General features: G+C 44.6%; 16 protein-coding genes and 1 pseudogene. 16 read left to right on the forward strand and 1 reads right to left on the reverse strand.

The annotated features are described in order from the left end of the window. The 4 genes from LIZ66_RS20215 to LIZ66_RS16175 form a co-directional block, all read left to right on the forward strand. Positions 1 to 70: DUF6783 domain-containing protein (locus tag LIZ66_RS20215; protein WP_408611566.1), on the forward strand; the 70-nt coding region annotated here is incomplete at its 5' end. A gap of 258 nt (positions 71 to 328) precedes the next feature. Continuing rightward, entirely contained in the window at positions 329 to 1,513 is a 1,185-nt protein-coding gene (locus tag LIZ66_RS16165) for a DnaJ C-terminal domain-containing protein (RefSeq protein WP_173719364.1), read from the forward strand. A 436-nt stretch (positions 1,514 to 1,949) separates the two neighbouring features. Then, positions 1,950 to 3,485: a 4-alpha-glucanotransferase gene (gene malQ / locus LIZ66_RS16170; RefSeq protein ID WP_173719365.1), complete on the forward strand. Its 1,536-nt coding sequence runs from the start codon at positions 1,950 to 1,952 to the stop codon at positions 3,483 to 3,485. Positions 3,486 to 3,623: 138 nt separating this feature from the next. Next, complete coding sequence (locus LIZ66_RS16175; RefSeq protein ID WP_173719366.1) at positions 3,624 to 4,082, forward strand: CYTH domain-containing protein; 459 nt, start codon at positions 3,624 to 3,626, stop codon at positions 4,080 to 4,082. Positions 4,083 to 4,104: 22 nt separating this feature from the next. On the opposite strand, the gene LIZ66_RS19565 is transcribed toward LIZ66_RS16175, so the two are convergent. Beyond that, positions 4,105 to 4,230 (reverse strand): DUF6783 domain-containing protein, encoded by a 126-nt coding sequence (locus LIZ66_RS19565; protein WP_308768445.1) that lies wholly within the window; start codon positions 4,228 to 4,230, stop codon positions 4,105 to 4,107. Between LIZ66_RS19565 and LIZ66_RS19570 the strand changes: the two are divergent. The 12 genes and pseudogenes from LIZ66_RS19570 to truA form a co-directional block, all read left to right on the forward strand. Next, positions 4,180 to 4,290 (forward strand): annotated as a pseudogene (locus tag LIZ66_RS19570) (DUF6783 domain-containing protein); the annotation flags it as partial. The gene LIZ66_RS19565 and the pseudogene LIZ66_RS19570 overlap by 51 nt on opposite strands. A gap of 14 nt (positions 4,291 to 4,304) precedes the next feature. Then, entirely contained in the window at positions 4,305 to 5,099 is a 795-nt protein-coding gene (gene proC, locus LIZ66_RS16180; RefSeq protein WP_173719367.1) for a pyrroline-5-carboxylate reductase, read from the forward strand. Between the two features lie 90 nt (positions 5,100 to 5,189). Next, positions 5,190 to 5,741: a DJ-1 family glyoxalase III gene (locus tag LIZ66_RS16185; RefSeq protein ID WP_173719368.1), complete on the forward strand. Its 552-nt coding sequence runs from the start codon at positions 5,190 to 5,192 to the stop codon at positions 5,739 to 5,741. A gap of 268 nt (positions 5,742 to 6,009) precedes the next feature. Beyond that, positions 6,010 to 7,317 (forward strand): trigger factor, encoded by a 1,308-nt coding sequence (gene tig, locus LIZ66_RS16190; protein WP_118582705.1) that lies wholly within the window; start codon positions 6,010 to 6,012, stop codon positions 7,315 to 7,317. Between the two features lie 120 nt (positions 7,318 to 7,437). Then, positions 7,438 to 8,019 (forward strand): ATP-dependent Clp endopeptidase proteolytic subunit ClpP, encoded by a 582-nt coding sequence (clpP, locus tag LIZ66_RS16195; protein WP_118582708.1) that lies wholly within the window; start codon positions 7,438 to 7,440, stop codon positions 8,017 to 8,019. A gap of 328 nt (positions 8,020 to 8,347) precedes the next feature. Next, positions 8,348 to 9,670, forward strand: a complete 1,323-nt coding sequence (clpX, locus tag LIZ66_RS16200; protein WP_173719369.1) for an ATP-dependent Clp protease ATP-binding subunit ClpX — start codon at positions 8,348 to 8,350, stop codon at positions 9,668 to 9,670. A 19-nt stretch (positions 9,671 to 9,689) separates the two neighbouring features. Continuing rightward, positions 9,690 to 12,002, forward strand: coding sequence for an endopeptidase La (gene lon, locus LIZ66_RS16205; RefSeq protein ID WP_118582714.1), 2,313 nt, complete (start codon positions 9,690 to 9,692; stop codon positions 12,000 to 12,002). Positions 12,003 to 12,019: 17 nt separating this feature from the next. Continuing rightward, complete coding sequence (yihA, locus tag LIZ66_RS16210) at positions 12,020 to 12,637, forward strand: ribosome biogenesis GTP-binding protein YihA/YsxC (protein WP_227201034.1); 618 nt, start codon at positions 12,020 to 12,022, stop codon at positions 12,635 to 12,637. An 18-nt stretch (positions 12,638 to 12,655) separates the two neighbouring features. Further along, positions 12,656 to 13,501: an energy-coupling factor transporter ATPase gene (locus LIZ66_RS16215; RefSeq protein ID WP_118582720.1), complete on the forward strand. Its 846-nt coding sequence runs from the start codon at positions 12,656 to 12,658 to the stop codon at positions 13,499 to 13,501. Next, the gene (locus LIZ66_RS16220) at positions 13,492 to 14,379 is read left to right on the forward strand and encodes an energy-coupling factor transporter ATPase (protein WP_118582723.1); all 888 of its coding nucleotides are present in this window, start codon (positions 13,492 to 13,494) and stop codon (positions 14,377 to 14,379) included. Before LIZ66_RS16215 ends, LIZ66_RS16220 begins: the two co-directional genes overlap by 10 nt. Continuing rightward, positions 14,376 to 15,179: an energy-coupling factor transporter transmembrane component T family protein gene (locus LIZ66_RS16225; RefSeq protein WP_118582725.1), complete on the forward strand. Its 804-nt coding sequence runs from the start codon at positions 14,376 to 14,378 to the stop codon at positions 15,177 to 15,179. The genes LIZ66_RS16220 and LIZ66_RS16225 overlap by 4 nt, the downstream gene beginning before the upstream one ends. Positions 15,180 to 15,284: 105 nt before the next feature. Continuing rightward, positions 15,285 to 16,025 (forward strand): tRNA pseudouridine(38-40) synthase TruA, encoded by a 741-nt coding sequence (truA, locus tag LIZ66_RS16230; RefSeq protein WP_118582728.1) that lies wholly within the window; start codon positions 15,285 to 15,287, stop codon positions 16,023 to 16,025. Positions 16,026 to 16,406: the final 381 nt, after the last annotated feature.

Genomic DNA, 16,406 nt, shown 5'->3' on the forward strand with positions numbered 1-16,406 from the left:
TACCGCAAAGTGGGGCGTGCAGATTGCGGGAATGATTTTTCAAACACGCTCTAATGTGAAAAAAATATGAAATTATGTTCCATACCTTGACTTTTAAAAGAATGAATGTTATATTACAAATAGAACAAAAATAAAAGTTATTTCCCGTGGATGTTCGGGAGATGGACAACAGCATTCCCCGGAAGAGATTCCGGGGAATTTGTAGATACTGAATAGTTACAATAAATTGACATTACTGTATTCAGAAAATATATTACAAAGTATATGGATGAAAGCTGTGGGCAGTAATGAATTTATTTCGCAATATGAGGAGTCAGAGGTGACCAGTATGGGAGCAAAGAGAGATTATTATGAAGTGCTGGGAATCAGTCGCAGCGCGGATAAAGATGCTATAAAGAAAGCTTATCGTAAGATGGCAAAGAAATACCATCCGGATTCAAACGCGGGAAATCCGGATGCTGAAGAAAAGTTTAAGGAAGTCACAGAAGCATATAATGTGCTCAGTGACCCTGAGAAGAAAAAACTCTATGATCAGTTCGGTCATGCAGCATTTGAAGAAGGTGCTGGCGGTGCCGGATATGGTGAAGGTGGCTTTAATAGAAACGGCGGCTTTGACGGCTCTGGATTCAGTGGCTTTGGCGGTTTTGGAAATAGTCATAGCGGTGCTTATAGAAGTCCGGATGGCAGCTATCAGGAATTTCATTTCGAAGGTGGTGACATGGACGATATTCTGAAGAATCTGTTTGGAGGAGGCTTCGGAGGAGGAAGCAATTCTGAAAAGGCTGGTTCCGCACACGGATTTGGAGGAAGCGGTTTTGGTCACTCTGGTTTTGAAAACGGCTCTTTTAGAAGCGGATTTAATGGTAGTTTCGGCAGTGGAGGTTTTGATGGTACCGGTTATGGAGATGGCTTTGGAAACAGCTGCAATAGCGGCTTTAGTGGCAGTCACCAGCAGAAAGGCCAGGACCTGAACGCAGAAATTTCCATCAGCTTCAACGAGGCAGCATTTGGTTGCGACAAGCTGATTAATCTTTCTGGTGCAGACGGCAGTGGAAAACAGACTCTGAAAGTTCACATTCCTGCCGGAATTGACAACGGCAAGAGTATCCGTCTGAGAGGCAAAGGAAATCCAGGTTACGGAGGTGCTCCCGCAGGGGATCTTCTTCTGAAGGTTCATGTAGGCGAGCGCCCTGGCTTTGAGCGAAAAGGCACCGACGTTTACACCACCGTAAATGTGCCGTTCATCACAGCTGCTCTGGGCGGTGAGGCAAAAGTCCAGACCCTGAATGGCCAGGTAATGTGCCGTATCCCGGAAGGCACACAGTCTGGCAGCAAGATCCGTCTGAAAGGAAAAGGTATCCAGGCAATGGGAAAAGCTGGAGTCTACGGTGATCTGTACGTAACCGTCCAGGTTCAGGTACCGAGAAATTTAAGCGAGGAATCCAAACGGAGACTTCGTGAATTTGATACCAGTACCAGAATGGCTGGTACAAGAGGAAGTCGAACAGCGTAAAATTGCCTGCTATTAAATAACTATTTATTAAATAAGCGAAAGGTACAATATAGCTTACATGTATAAAATTTGGTTTGCTAAATCTAAGCTGAATGCATGTAAGCAGTTTGTTTCTATGTCTTGATCATAATCCGAAATCGGACTAAATCTATTAAAAAAGGTCCGATTTCGGATTTTTTGTGCTGCTTTACAGATCGGGAAAGCAAAAAGGAGAGAAAACGCATATGGCAGAAGCTCTGGGATTGACCGGTTCTGTGTCCTGTCTGGTGAAGAATAAAAAGAAATATCATTATTATTAGAAAAAACACTATATTTCTTGAAAAAATGATATTGATTTAAGTACATGAATTGTGGCATGATATAAACATGTATGTTAAACTGTAATAAGTGTAACAATATATGCTAAAGTATGATGCTTTTGAACAGGGAGGAAAAAATGGGAAATCAGAGAGAATGTGGCGTGCTGCTTCCAATCAGTAGTCTGCCTTCAAAATACGGAATTGGATGTTTTTCAAAAAGTGCCTATGAGTTTGTGGATCAGTTGAAGGCAGCCGGACAGGGCTGTTGGCAGATTCTGCCCCTTGGACCAACCAGCTACGGTGATTCACCTTATCAGTCTTTTTCCACCTTTGCAGGAAATCCTTATTTTATCAGTCTGGAAGACCTGATCGAAGAGGGAGTGCTTACGGAAAAAGAGTGTGATGCTGTGGATTTCGGTTCCAGGGAAGATGATGTGGATTATGAGAAAATTTACAAAGGACGATACAAACTTCTTCGTAAAGCCTATGAGAGAAGCGATATTTCCAAAAATCCTGACTTTGTAAGATTCCAGCAGGAGCAGGCGCATTGGCTTGGCGATTATGCACTTTTTATGGCGGTGAAGGATCGTTTTGAGGGAATTCCGTGGACAGAATGGGCGGAGGACATCCGTCTTCGCTGGAATAATGCACTGGATTATTACAGAAAAGAACTGTATTTTGAAATTGAATTCCAGGAGTATATGCAGTTCAAATTTTATGAACAGTGGGCGAAACTGAAAGCGTATGCAAACAGAAGAGGAATTCGTATTATCGGAGATATTCCGATCTATGTTGCCATGGACAGCGCAGATACCTGGGCAAATCCAGGACTTTTCAAACTGGATGAAAATAACGAGCCTACACAGGTAGCCGGATGTCCGCCAGATGGATTTTCTGCAACAGGACAGCTTTGGGGAAATCCGCTGTACAGATGGGATGTGCATAAAAATACCGGATTCGAGTGGTGGATCAAACGTCTGGCACATTGCTTTAATATGTATGATGTTGTCCGCATTGATCATTTCCGTGGATTTGATGAATATTATGCGATTCCATATGGTGATAAGGATGCAAAACGCGGCTGGTGGGAAAAAGGACCTGGAATGGATCTTTTCCGTACCGTTTCCTATCGGTTGGGACACAAGGACATTATTGCTGAGGACCTTGGTTTCATGACTGATTCTGTGAAGCGTCTTGTGGAGGAGAGTGGTTATCCAAACATGAAGGTAATCGAGTTTGCCTTTGATGAGCGGGATACTGGAAATGCCAGTGATTATCTGCCTCATAACTACACAAATAACTGTGTGGTTTATACCGGAACCCACGACAATGAGACACTGCTTGGCTGGTATGGGGATATTACTCCTGAGGAGCGTCATATGGTTCGGGAATATCTGTGGAACTTCCACGATGATGAGAAAGGCATCTGCCGGAATATGATCCGTCTGGTTATGGGAAGTGTAGCCGGAAGATGTATTATTCCGATTCAGGATTATCTGCAGCTTGATAATTCAGCCCGCATTAATCAGCCATCCACTCTGGGAACAAACTGGAAGTGGCGCCTGAAAGAAGGACAGTTCAGCAAAGAATTGCAGAAGGAAATGCTGACTCTGGCGACCAGATTCGGAAGGAAAAACTGGACCCCGGATCCGTTGGAAGAGAAAATGGAATAAATTTAATATTTAATCAGTTGTTGCATAAAAAAAGGTAGAAGAGTAAAATTGAGGGCAAGGGTGTTTGCCCTCAATTTTGTATATACGGAGAGCTGAAAAGTTCGTGCTTTTCATAAAAAACATGAGGAGGAAACTAAGTTGGAAATTGAGAGAAAGTTTCTCATTAAGAGAGAAAACCTTCCGGAAAACCTGGAGCAGTATCCAAGCAAGGTAATTGAGCAGGGCTATCTGTGCACAGAGCCGGTAGTGCGGATCCGCAAATCTAATGACAATTACTATCTGACTTATAAATCAAAGGGACTGCTGGCAAGAGAGGAATACAATCTGCCGCTGACAAAAGAAGCTTATGAGCACTTAAAACCCAAAGCAGACGGAATCGTGATCTCCAAGGTACGTTATGTGATTCCTGAGAAAGACGGTTTATCCATTGAACTGGACGTATTCAAAGCCCCCTACGAAGGTCTTCTCCTGGCAGAAGTGGAATTCCCCACCGAAGAAGCCGCCCACGCTTACCAGCCGCCAAAGTGGTTCGGGGAGGATGTGACGTATTCCACAGAGTATCACAACAGTACCTTAAGTAAAGGGAAAAAGAGATAAAATTTTTATTTTATAATGAACCTTAACTAGAGCCTGTTTGAAAAATCATTCCCGCAATCTGCACGCCCCACTTTGCGGTATATTTTGCCCGAATTCGGTTGCCGTAGCCCGCTACGGCGCCCTCATCCGGGCAAAATCTCCCACAAATCGTGACGCACATCTTGCAGAAAGCCTTTTTCAAACACGCTCTAAACAACGACCTACATGAAAGGAGCAGAAGATATGAAAATCGGATTTATCGGATGTGGAAATATGGGTTCTGCAATGATCGGCGGAATCCTGAAAAATGGTGTGTTTGAAAAAAATGAGATTATTGTTTCAAATCTCACAGAAGAAGGAAGTAGAAGAAGTCAGGAAAAACTTGGAGTTGTGACAACTCTGGATAATTGTGAAGTTGTGAAAAATGCAAATATTGTTATATTAGCAGTAAAGCCTCAATTCTATGAGGAGGTAATCGGTGAAATTAAAAATTTCCTGACACCACAGCATATGATCGTAGGAATTGCGCCCGGTAAAACTCTTGCATGGCTGGAAGAAAAATGTGAGCAGCCGTTAAAGGTGGTACGTCTTATGCCGAATACCCCGGCACAGGTAGGGGCAGGAATGACAGGTGCCTGTGTCAATGATCGGGTAACAGAAGAGGATCTGGATCAGATTCTTGCCATTACAAACAGCTTCGGTCGCACAGAGGTGGTACCAGAAAGGCTGATGGACGCAGTCAGCGCAGTCAGTGGGTGCTCTCCGGCTTATGTATTTATGTTTATTGAAGCAATGGCAGATGCCGCTGTGGCACAGGGAATGCCAAGAAAACAGGCCTATCAGTTTGCTGCCCAGGCTGTACTTGGAAGTGCGAAGCTGCTTCTGGAGACAGGCATGCATCCGGGAGAACTGAAGGATATGGTATGCTCCCCGGCAGGAACGACCATTGAGGGTGTGCGTATCCTGGAAAAAAATGGTTTCCGCAGTGCTGTGTTTGAAGCATTGCAGGGAGCTGCTGATAAAGGAAAGAAAATGTGAGCTTTGCCTACAAAAAACACCTCGCGGAATATTACCAGTGAGCAGTAACTATAAGTAAATAATTGTGAAAATGAATCAGGAGGTTCCACTATGAGCAAAAAAGTATACATCTTCCTCGCCGACGGTTTTGAAGACATTGAAGGCTTAACTGTAGTTGATCTTATGCGAAGAGCAGGAATCACTATTACAACCGTTTCTATTAAAAACACCAAACAGATCACCACAGCCCATGGAATTACCATGCTGACCGATACCACCTTCCGTGAGGCGGATTTCTCCGACGCAGACATGCTGGTTCTCCCGGGCGGACAACCTGGAACCACTTATCTTGGAGGATTCGAGCCACTTACCGATCTGGTTAAAAGCTTCTATAATAATGGAGGTAAGATCGCAGCCATCTGCGCGGCACCTACTGTTTTTGCAGAAATCGGACTTTTACATGGAAAGAAGGCCACTGCATACCCGGCCTGCATGGACGGTCTTGGAGATGCTGTGAAGTCTGAAGAAAAGGTTGTAATTGATGGAAACATTACTACAAGCCGTGGACTTGGAACTGCAATTGACTTTTCCCTTTCCCTGATTTCCCAGCTCCTTGGACAGGAAAAAGCAGACCAGATTGCAGAATCCGTAGTTTATAAGTAAAAAATATTATAAAAAACCCTAATTTTTTAGGAATAACAGGGAAAACCATAAAAAACACTGGCGTTTTTAATTTGGTTGTGCTATACTTCTACAATGACTGTAATAATAGGGGGAAACCCTGCGCATTTATAACCGCAGAAGGATCGCAGTGACAGGAACCTGTTTTGGACTTTCCGGTTATCATCTGCGGTATCATTATTAAGAAATGGACAATGTCAATGCATTGGACCTGACATTTTACCTGAGAATATTAAGGAGGAACACGAAAATGAGTTTACAGGTGGAGAAATTAGAGAAAAACATGGCGAAGCTTACCATCGAAGTTTCCGCTGAAGATTTAGACAAAGCAATGGAGAAAGCTTACCAGAAACAGAAAAGCAGAATCAGCCTTCCAGGATTCCGTAAAGGAAAAGCTCCGAGAAAGATGATCGAGAGCATGTATGGCAAGGGTGTATTCATGGAAGACGCTGTTAATTCTCTTGTACCACAGGAGTATACAAAAGCTCTTGGCGAGTGCGATCTTGAGATCGTTTCCCAGCCGGAGATCAATGTTACACAGATGGAGCCAGGTAAAGCTCTTATCTTCACAGCTGATGTAGCTGTGAAACCAGAGGTTACTCTTGGAGATTACAAGGGTGTAGAGGTTCCGAAGTCTGAGATCACTGTAACAGACGAGGAAGTTGACGCTGAGGTTAAGAAAGAGCAGGATAAGAATGCAAGAACAGTTGCAGTTGAGGATCGTGCAGCTGCAAACGGCGATATCACAACAATCGATTTCGAGGGATTTGTTGATGGTGTTGCATTTGAAGGCGGTAAAGGAACTGACTACGCACTTACACTTGGTTCCGGTACATTTATCCCGGGATTCGAGGATCAGCTTGTTGGAGCAAACACTGGTGACCATGTAGAAGTTAAGGTTACTTTCCCAGAGGAATATCAGGCAAAAGAGCTTGCTGGCAAGGAAGCTGTATTCCAGTGTGACGTTAAGAAGATCGAGACCAAAGAGGTTCCGGAGCTTGACGATGAGTTTGCGAAAGACGTATCTGAATTTGATACTCTTGCTGAGTACAAAGAAGATGTTAAGAAGAAACTGACAGAGAAGAAAGAGAAAGAAGCAAGAACTGCAAAAGAGAACGCTGCAGTAGATAAAGCAATCGAGAATGCACAGATGGATATTCCGGAGCTTATGACAAAGACTGAGTGCCGTCAGATGATGGACGATTTCTCCAGAAGAATGCAGCAGCAGGGATTATCCATGGAGCAGTACTTCCAGTTCACAGGCCAGAGCATGGACAAGATGATGGAAGACATGAAGCCACAGGCTCTCAAGAGAATCCAGACAAGACTGGTTCTTGAGAAAGTAGCTGAGGCTGAGAACATCCAGCCATCTGAAGAAGAGATCACAGAAGAGATCCAGAAGATGGCAGATGCTTACAAGATGGAAGCTGACAAGATCAGAGAAGCTATCGGTGAGAGCGGACTTGAGCAGATGAAGAAAGATATGGCTGTTCAGAAGGCTGTTACTGTTATCGCTGATGCAGCAGTTGAAGTTGAGAAAGCAGCAGACGCTGAATAATCAGCAGGCAGATAACTGCACATCCCAAGAGGGAAAAATTATTTTGTTATGAAAGCGCTCTCTCTGGCGCATTATAATGCAGACCAGGTGGAGCGCATCTGATAAGAAAAGAGGGAATATATGAGTTTAGTGCCTTATGTCATTGAGCAGACAAGCAGAGGGGAGAGAAGCTACGACATCTATTCAAGGCTTCTGAAGGACAGAATCATTTTCCTGGGAGAGGAAGTAAACGATGTAAGTGCCAGCCTGGTAGTTGCTGAGTTGCTTTTTCTGGAAGCAGAGGATCCTGGAAAGGATATCCAGCTTTATATCAACAGCCCGGGTGGTTCTGTGACAGCTGGTATGGCTATCTACGATACCATGCAGTATATCAAGTGCGACGTTTCCACTATTTGTCTGGGAATGGCTGCCAGCATGGGAGCATTCCTTCTTGCTGGTGGTACAAAGGGTAAGAGATTTGCACTGCCGAATTCTACGATCATGATCCATCAGCCATCTGGCGGAGCCCAGGGACAGGCTACTGAGATCCAGATCGTGGCAGATCACATTGCCAAGACAAAGAGAACATTAAATGAAATTCTGGCTGCAAACACCGGACAGCCTCTTGAGGTAGTAGAGAAAGATACAGACCGTGACAATTACATGTCCGCAGAGGAAGCATTGGCTTATGGTCTGATCGATGGTGTTGTAACCCACAAATAGGGAAAAACTGTAACTGGATAACCGAGTGTACACTGATGAAGATGTAGTATATTTGTGTATTTCCAGTATAAACTTTCCCGCCTAAACTGAAAACAAAAGAAATCCCCCTGGAGCTTTTAGAACTCTAATAGCCGGAGTTTTCTTTTGCATGCTACTGTAAGAAAAGACTCCTGAACTAACAGGAGTCTTATCTTGTAAAATGGGATAATTTTGTAAAATAGGTATATTTTACAGAATAATTTCAAATTTTAAGAAATAAAGAAAACTTTTTTCAGAATAGCTCTGAATAAGGTTACTTTATTTAAAAGAAAGGAAAAGTTAAAGATTCATGGCTGAGAAGATAAGAGAAGGAAAAGTAAGATGTTCCTTTTGCCAGAAAACCGAGGATCAGGTCCGCAAATTAATCGCCGGACCGGATGGTGCCTACATCTGCGATGAGTGTGTAGGTATCTGCTCGGAGATCATGGAGGAAGAATTTGGAGGATACGATCAGGAAGATATTCTTGGATCTGAGATCAATCTGATGAAACCAGAGGAAATCCATGCAATTCTGGACGACTATGTAATCGGACAGGATGAGGCAAAGAAAGCACTTTCTGTTGCTGTATACAATCATTACAAACGTGTTACTGCTTCCAGGAATCTGGATGTAGAGCTTCAGAAGAGCAATATCCTTATGCTTGGACCAACTGGTTCCGGTAAGACACTTCTTGCCCAGACACTGGCAAGACTTCTGAATGTACCGTTTGCCATTGCAGACGCCACTACCCTGACAGAGGCAGGATATGTAGGTGAAGATGTTGAGAATATTCTTCTGAAAATCATTCAGGCTGCTGATTATGATATTGACAGAGCACAGTACGGAATTATTTATATAGATGAGATCGACAAGATCACACGTAAATCAGAGAATGTTTCCATCACTCGTGATGTTTCCGGAGAGGGTGTACAGCAGGCACTTCTGAAAATTCTGGAAGGCACTGTTGCAAGTGTTCCTCCTCAGGGTGGAAGAAAGCATCCGCATCAGGAATTCATCCAGATTGATACTACAAATATTCTGTTTATCTGTGGCGGTGCCTTTGACGGTCTGGAGAAGATCATTGAGGGAAGACAGGATACCAAGGCAATTGGCTTTGGCGCAGAAGTCGCTTCCAAAGAGGAACAGAATGTTGGTGAACTGTTCAAGCAGGTAATGCCTGAGGATCTGATCCGTTATGGACTGATTCCGGAGTTTGTAGGACGTGTGCCTGTAGTGGTAACCTTAGACGGACTTGATGAAAACGCACTTCTTCGCATCCTTCAGGAGCCGAAGAACGCACTGACCAAGCAGTACCATAAACTGTTTGAACTTGATGGAGTAGAGCTTGATTTTGAAGATGAAGCACTTCGCGTTATGGCGAGAAAGTCCATGGAACGCAAAACCGGAGCCAGAGGACTTCGTGCGATCATGGAGAGCACTCTTATGGATCTGATGTATAAGACTCCGTCTGACGATACCATTCGTAAATGCATTATTACAAAAGAAGCTGTAGAGGGAACTGGTGAACCTCAGATCGTTCATGGGGAAGCTCCTGCGCAGCCGGTGAATCCGGCAAATACAGGCAGAAGAAGCCAGCGTACACACAAAAAGGGTACTCCGGAAACAGCCTGATGAAGGGATTTGACTACAAATGAGTGAGCCAATCAATGTACTTCCTGCCCTTGCCCTTCGCGGAACTACCATTCTTCCGGGAATGATCATTCATTTCGATGTAAGCAGGGAACGTTCCAAAAAGGCAATCGAAGCGGCAATGTTTCAGGATCAGAAGATCTTTCTGGTAACCCAGAAGGATCCCCAGATTGAAGATCCTGGATTTGTACAGCTGTTTCAGGTAGGAACTATTGCATATATTAAGCAGGTTGTGAAACTTCCTGACAACCTGCTGCGTGTTCTTGTTGAGGGAAAAAGAAGAGCAGAACTTCTTGGCCTGGAACAGGAGACACCATATTTAAGAGCAGAGACTGTTCTTGTTAATGAGGAAGAAGAGGAACTGCCTCAGGCGATGCTGGAGGCAATGTACAGAAGTATCAGGGAGCTGTTCCAAACTTATTGCGCTAAGGGTGGAAAGATTGGAAAAGAACTGGCTGCCCAGATCATGAATATAGAGAAAGCACCGGAGCTGATCGACCAGATCGTAATTAATCTGCCTCTTTCCTGGCAGAGCAAACAGAAGCTTCTGGAGGCAGCCAGACTGACAGACAGATATGAGCTTCTTGGTGCCATTTTGAGCAATGAGATCAATGTGCTGGATATCAGCCACGACCTTCAGCAGAAACTGAAAAAGCGTGTAGATAAAAACCAGCGTGAATATATTTTGAGAGAACAGTTGAAACTGATACGGGAGGAGCTTGGCGAGGACAATACTGCTGATGAGGCTGAGGAGTTCCGCAGAAAAGCCAAAGAGCTTACTGCTTCCCAGGAAGTAAAGGATCGCATTTTCAAAGAAATCGGCCGCTTTAAAATCACCAGCACCAATGCCGCTGAGAGCAGCATTCTGCGGGGATATATTGAGACACTTCTTTCCCTTCCATGGGATAAGTGCTCTGAAGATTCTGAAGATCTGAAAGCAGCCTGGAAGATTCTTGAAGAAGGTCATTATGGTCTGAAGGATGTAAAAGAGCGTATTATGGAATTCCTGTCTGTACGTAAGCTGACACATAAAGGAAAATCTCCTATACTTTGCCTTGTGGGACCTCCTGGAACCGGTAAGACTTCTATTGCCAAATCTGTTGCAGAAGCCACTGGCAAACGTTATGTCCGTATTTGCCTTGGTGGTGTGAAGGATGAAGCTGAAATCCGCGGACATAGAAAGACTTATGTGGGTGCTATGCCGGGAAGGATTACCGTTGCCCTTCAGCAGGCAAAGGTTGCCAATCCGCTTATGCTTCTGGACGAAATTGACAAGACAAGCAGTGATTACAAGGGAGATACTTCTTCTGCGCTTCTTGAGGTGTTGGATCCGGAGCAGAACAGTCATTTCAATGACCATTATGTGGAGCTTCCCCAGGATCTTTCAGAGGTGTTGTTTATTGCAACAGCCAACGATATTCAGGGAATCCCAAGACCGCTTCTTGACCGAATGGAGGTCATTGAGATCAGCGGTTATACGGAGAATGAGAAAGAGCACATTGCAAAGGAGCATCTGATTCCCAAGCAAATGGAAGCCAATGGAATTGAGAAAGGCAAACTTTCCATTCAGGGCGGCGCTCTTCGAAAAATCATCAATAATTATACGAAGGAAGCCGGTGTCCGCAATCTGGAACGTCTCATCGGTCAGATCTGTCGTAAGACAGCACGTCTGATCATGGAAGATGGCAAAGAGAAGGTAACGGTCACAGGCAAGAACCTTGAGAGCTTTCTGGGGCAGGAGAAATACAATTACCTGATGGCGAATAAAAAGGATGAGGTTGGTATCGCAAGAGGTCTTGCCTGGACACAGGTTGGCGGTGATACCCTTCAGATCGAAGTAAATATTATGCCGGGTAAAGGGGAATTTGTGCTTACCGGACAGCTTGGAGACGTGATGAAGGAGTCTGCAACAGCGGGCATCAGCTACATCCGCTCTGTAGCAGCCAGATATGGAATCAATCAGGAATTTTTCCAGGAAAATGACATTCACGTACATATTCCGGAAGGGGCAGTGCCAAAGGACGGTCCGTCAGCCGGAATTACCATGGCAACTGCAATGCTTTCTGCCATTATTGACAAGCCGGTAAGAGCGGATCTTGCCATGACTGGTGAGATCACCTTAAGAGGTCGTGTACTTCCAATCGGCGGACTGAAAGAGAAGCTTCTTGCAGCTAAGTACGCCAAGATTAAAGAAGTACTGGTTCCAAAGTCCAATAAACCGGATATCAAAGAACTGGATGAGGAGATCACAGACGGACTGAAGATCACGTTTGTGGAAAATATGAATGAAGTGCTGGAACGGGCACTTGCCTGAAATGAGAGGTAGGAAAAATGGTAATTAAAAATGTTTCACTGGATATCGTTTGTGGTATCACCAGCAAACTGCCAGACACAGGAAGACCTGAAATTGCTTTTGCAGGGAAATCCAATGTGGGAAAATCCTCCCTCATTAACGGTCTGCTGAACCGAAAAGCGTTGGCAAGAACAAGTTCCCAGCCGGGAAAAACACAGACTATCAATTTTTATAATGTAAATGATTTTATGTACCTTGTGGATCTTCCAGGTTATGGATATGCCAAGGTTCCGGAGACCGAGAAGGCGAAGTGGGGAGAGATGATCGAGCGTTATCTTCATACCTCACAGACTCTGAAGGCAGTATTTCTCCTGATCGACATCCGGCACGATCCATCTGCAAATGATAAGCTGATGTATGACTGGATCGTAAATAACGGATACAATCCGATCATTATTGCAACCAAGCTGGATAAGCTGAAAAGAAGTCAGGTACAGAAGAATATTAAGGCTATCAAGGACGGACTGAAGCTGCGCCCGGGCAGTAAGATCATTCCTTTTTCCGCTGAGACAAAGCAGGGAAAAGATGAAATCTGGGCGTTAATGGACGAGTTGACCGGTGCAGTTCCGGCAGCTACGGACGAGCTGAAGGCCTGACAGACGAGGAAAAAGAATATGGGAATTATCAAGGCATTCAAGCTGGGATTTGACTATCTCAAGTATGATGAGGACGGCAATGTGGAAGCAACGCAGCGTGCTGTCAATGATGTAAACCTGGACATTGAAGCCGGCGATTTTGTGGCCGTTCTGGGGCACAATGGTTCCGGAAAATCCACATTGGCGAAGCAGATAAATGCATTGCTTATCCCTTCAGAGGGAACCATGTGGGTGGATGATATGGACACAGCCAAGGAGCCGGAGCTGTGGAAAATCCGCCAGAAAGCGGGGATGGTTTTTCAGAATCCGGACAACCAGATCATTGGTACGGTTGTGGAAGAGGATGTAGGCTTTGGTCCTGAGAATATGGGAGTACCTACAGACGAAATCTGGAAGCGTGTGGATGACAGTCTGAAAAAGACAGGAATGACCGCTTACCGTTATCAGTCTCCGAACAAGCTTTCCGGAGGCCAGAAACAAAGAGTTGCCATCGCAGGTGTTGTGGCGATGCGTCCAAGCTGTATTGTACTGGACGAGCCAACTGCAATGCTTGACCCGAATGGCAGGAAAGAAGTATTGAAAGCCGTTTCCGAGCTCAATAAAAAAGAAAATGTAACCGTTGTCCTCATTACCCATTATATGGAAGAAGTGATCCATGCCAACAAGGTTTATGTGATGGATGGTGGAAATGTGGTAATGCAGGGAACTCCAAGAGAAATTTTTTCCCAGGTAGAGACACTGAAGAAATACCGGCTGGATGTACCCCAGGTGACATTGCTCGCCCATGAGCTTCACAAGGCTGGCGTGGACATTCCGGAAGGAATACTGACGAAAGAGGAATTGGTGGGTGCATTATGTCGATAGAGCTTAAGAACGTGACCTATACTTACAGTCAGGGTACTGCTTATGAAAGCCACGCCCTGAAAGATATAAATCTTGTAATTCCGGATGGACAGTTCATTGGTGTGATTGGTCATACTGGAAGTGGAAAATCAACCTTGATCCAGCATTTTAATGCTTTGATCCAGCCTACAAGCGGTCAGATCCTTTATAATGGAGAAGACGTGTGGGCGGAGAATTATAACCGCCGGGCTCTTCGAAGTGAGGTGGGGCTGGTATTCCAGTACCCGGAGCACCAGCTGTTTGAGAATACAGTTCTGGCAGATGTTTGCTTTGGCCCTATGAATCAGGGACTTTCCAGGGAGCAGGCTGAGGAAGAGGCAAAAAAGGCCCTTGCCCATGTAGGTGTGAAGGAAGAGAATTTTACCAAGTCTCCTTTCGAGCTTTCAGGAGGCCAGAAGAAACGGGTTGCCATTGCAGGTGTTCTGGCAATGAACCCGAAAATCCTGATCCTGGATGAGCCTACTGCAGGGCTCGACCCACAGGGAAGAGATGACATTCTGGATCAGATTGCGGCTCTTCATAAGATGAGAGGAATTACCATTATCCTGGTTTCTCATAGCATGGAGGACATTGCAAAATATGTGGAACGCCTGATCGTTATGAATCATGGGGAAATGGTATTTGACGATACACCGAAGAATGTATTTTCCCATTATAAGGAACTGGAAGGAATGGGACTTGCGGCACCGCAGATCACCTATATCATGCATGCGCTTTCCGAAAATGGCCTGAATGTGGATACCACAGCTACCACTGTGGAGGAAGCCAGGGATACGATTCTGGAAGCTTTAAAGAAGCAGAAGCCTTCACTTCTTAAGAAGGGAGGCAGAAGCGAATGATCAGAGATATTACGATCGGACAGTATTATCCGGCAGATTCCGTGATTCATAAGCTGGATCCAAGAACCAAACTGGTAGGAACCATTGGATTTATTGTATCTGTATTTTTGTTTCACACCTTCGCAGGATATGCAGTGGCTACTATATTTCTTGCAGGAATGATCCTGTTGTCCAAGGTTCCGGTGAAGTTTATTTTTAAAGGTCTGAAGACTATTTTCATGCTGCTTCTGATCACCATATTTTTTAATATGATTCTTACCCCTGGTGAGGTGGTATGGAAGCTGGGATTTATTAAGGTAACAAAGGAAGGTCTGGTGCTGGCAGGTACTATGGCGATTCGACTGGTTTATCTGGTGATCGGTTCTTCCATTATGACATTGACGACGACGCCTAACCAGCTGACTGATGGTTTGGAGCGTCTGCTCCGCCCGCTGAATAAGCTTCATGTACCAGTACATGATATTGCTATGATGATGTCGATCGCCCTACGTTTTATCCCTATTCTTCTGGAAGAAACGGATAAGATCATGAAAGCGCAGATCGCCCGCGGAGCTGATTTCGAGAATGGGAATCTGATCCAGAAGGCGAAGAACATGGTTCCCCTTCTGGTGCCACTGTTTATTTCCGCATTCCGACGGGCAAATGATCTGGCCATGGCCATGGAAGCAAGATGCTATCATGGCGGCGATAACCGTACCCAGATGAAACCGCTTTGTTATAAAAAAAGAGATCATATGGCATATGTGATTTTGGCAGCGTATCTGGCTGTTGCAATTGGATTTAGGGCAGCTGGAATTTAAATCGACTGAACATCCATTTAAAAAGTTATAGTTCCCTCATCTGTATTCAGAGTCTTAAAATAGACTACGGATGCAGATGAGGGAATTTTCACAAGGAGAAAGATGATGAAACGAATTGGACTTGTTGTAGCATATGATGGAACGAATTATTGTGGCTGGCAGACACAGCCCAATGGAATTACAGTACAGGGAGTGTTGAATGATACACTTTCTGAGCTTCTGGGAGAAAAGATTGAAACGATTGGTGCCAGTCGTACAGATGCAGGCGTACACGCCCTTGGAAACGTAGCGGTATTTGACACCAACACCCGCATCCCGGGAGAGAAGATTTCTTATGCTCTGAACCAGCGTCTGCCGGAGGATATCCGGATTCAGATGTCTGAAGAAGTGGAACCGGACTTCCATCCAAGATACTGTGACAGTGAGAAAACATATGAATATCGCATTCTGAACCGCAAATTTCCGGTACCAACTGAGCGGCTTTATTCCTATTTCTATCATTACAAATTAGATGTGGACAAAATGAGAGAGGCAACATCCTACCTGATCGGAAGGCATGATTTTGCCAGTTTCTGCGGCTCCGGAGCCCAGGTGAAAACAACTATCCGTACGGTTACCGGAATTGAAGTTTTCCGTGATGGTGACATAGTTACGATTCGCGTTTCGGGAACTGGTTTCCTCTATAATATGGTCCGCATTATTTCCGGCACCTTGATTGAAATCGGAAATGGACAGTATCCACCGGAGCGCATGCAGAAAATCCTGGATGCCAAAGACCGTTCCGCTGCTGGTCCTACCGCACCGGCGCAGGGACTCACCCTGATGGGGATACAGTTCTTTGATTAATGAGTAACGTTGCTATTTAATGTGTTGAAAAGTTCTTCAGGAGGGACGCATTTGGACAATGTGTATTACTCACTCGCCGGCGCAACGCTCCAGCGAGTGAGCAATAACCATTGTCCGAATGCGTTCGCCTTGAACAACTTTCAACATATTAAATAGCAAATTTTCGAGATGCACCTTTCCAATACTTCTTTTTGGCATATCACTTCACACATTAAAAATGTCAATAGCACATAATTACAATCTAGCATAATTTCACAACAAAAATGTCCACCCCAGCACAATTTTGTGCATATCATAACACAAAAAATGAAAGAGCAATCCAAAATTAGTCCATTTTACACAGAGTACCGATATGATATTATAATCCCATCAAAAAGCTAT

It is taken from the genome of Blautia faecis, assembly GCF_020554845.1.
Lineage (GTDB): Bacteria > Bacillota > Clostridia > Lachnospirales > Lachnospiraceae > Blautia_A > Blautia_A faecis.

Excerpts from the sequence above, each read along its gene's own strand:
- LIZ66_RS16165 (WP_173719364.1), top strand. The coding sequence starts at position 329 with ATGGGAGCAAAGAGAGATTATTATGAAGTGCTGGGAATCAGTCGCAGC.
- clpX (WP_173719369.1), top strand. The coding sequence starts at position 8,348 with ATGGCTGAGAAGATAAGAGAAGGAAAAGTAAGATGTTCCTTTTGCCAG.
- lon (WP_118582714.1), top strand. The coding sequence starts at position 9,690 with ATGAGTGAGCCAATCAATGTACTTCCTGCCCTTGCCCTTCGCGGAACT.
- truA (WP_118582728.1), top strand. The coding sequence starts at position 15,285 with ATGAAACGAATTGGACTTGTTGTAGCATATGATGGAACGAATTATTGT.
- LIZ66_RS16215 (WP_118582720.1), top strand. The coding sequence starts at position 12,656 with ATGGGAATTATCAAGGCATTCAAGCTGGGATTTGACTATCTCAAGTAT.
- yihA (WP_227201034.1), top strand. The coding sequence starts at position 12,020 with ATGGTAATTAAAAATGTTTCACTGGATATCGTTTGTGGTATCACCAGC.
- LIZ66_RS16220 (WP_118582723.1), top strand. The coding sequence starts at position 13,492 with ATGTCGATAGAGCTTAAGAACGTGACCTATACTTACAGTCAGGGTACT.
- malQ (WP_173719365.1), top strand. The coding sequence starts at position 1,950 with ATGGGAAATCAGAGAGAATGTGGCGTGCTGCTTCCAATCAGTAGTCTG.
- clpP (WP_118582708.1), top strand. The coding sequence starts at position 7,438 with ATGAGTTTAGTGCCTTATGTCATTGAGCAGACAAGCAGAGGGGAGAGA.
- proC (WP_173719367.1), top strand. The coding sequence starts at position 4,305 with ATGAAAATCGGATTTATCGGATGTGGAAATATGGGTTCTGCAATGATC.
- tig (WP_118582705.1), top strand. The coding sequence starts at position 6,010 with ATGAGTTTACAGGTGGAGAAATTAGAGAAAAACATGGCGAAGCTTACC.
- LIZ66_RS16185 (WP_173719368.1), top strand. The coding sequence starts at position 5,190 with ATGAGCAAAAAAGTATACATCTTCCTCGCCGACGGTTTTGAAGACATT.
- LIZ66_RS16225 (WP_118582725.1), top strand. The coding sequence starts at position 14,376 with ATGATCAGAGATATTACGATCGGACAGTATTATCCGGCAGATTCCGTG.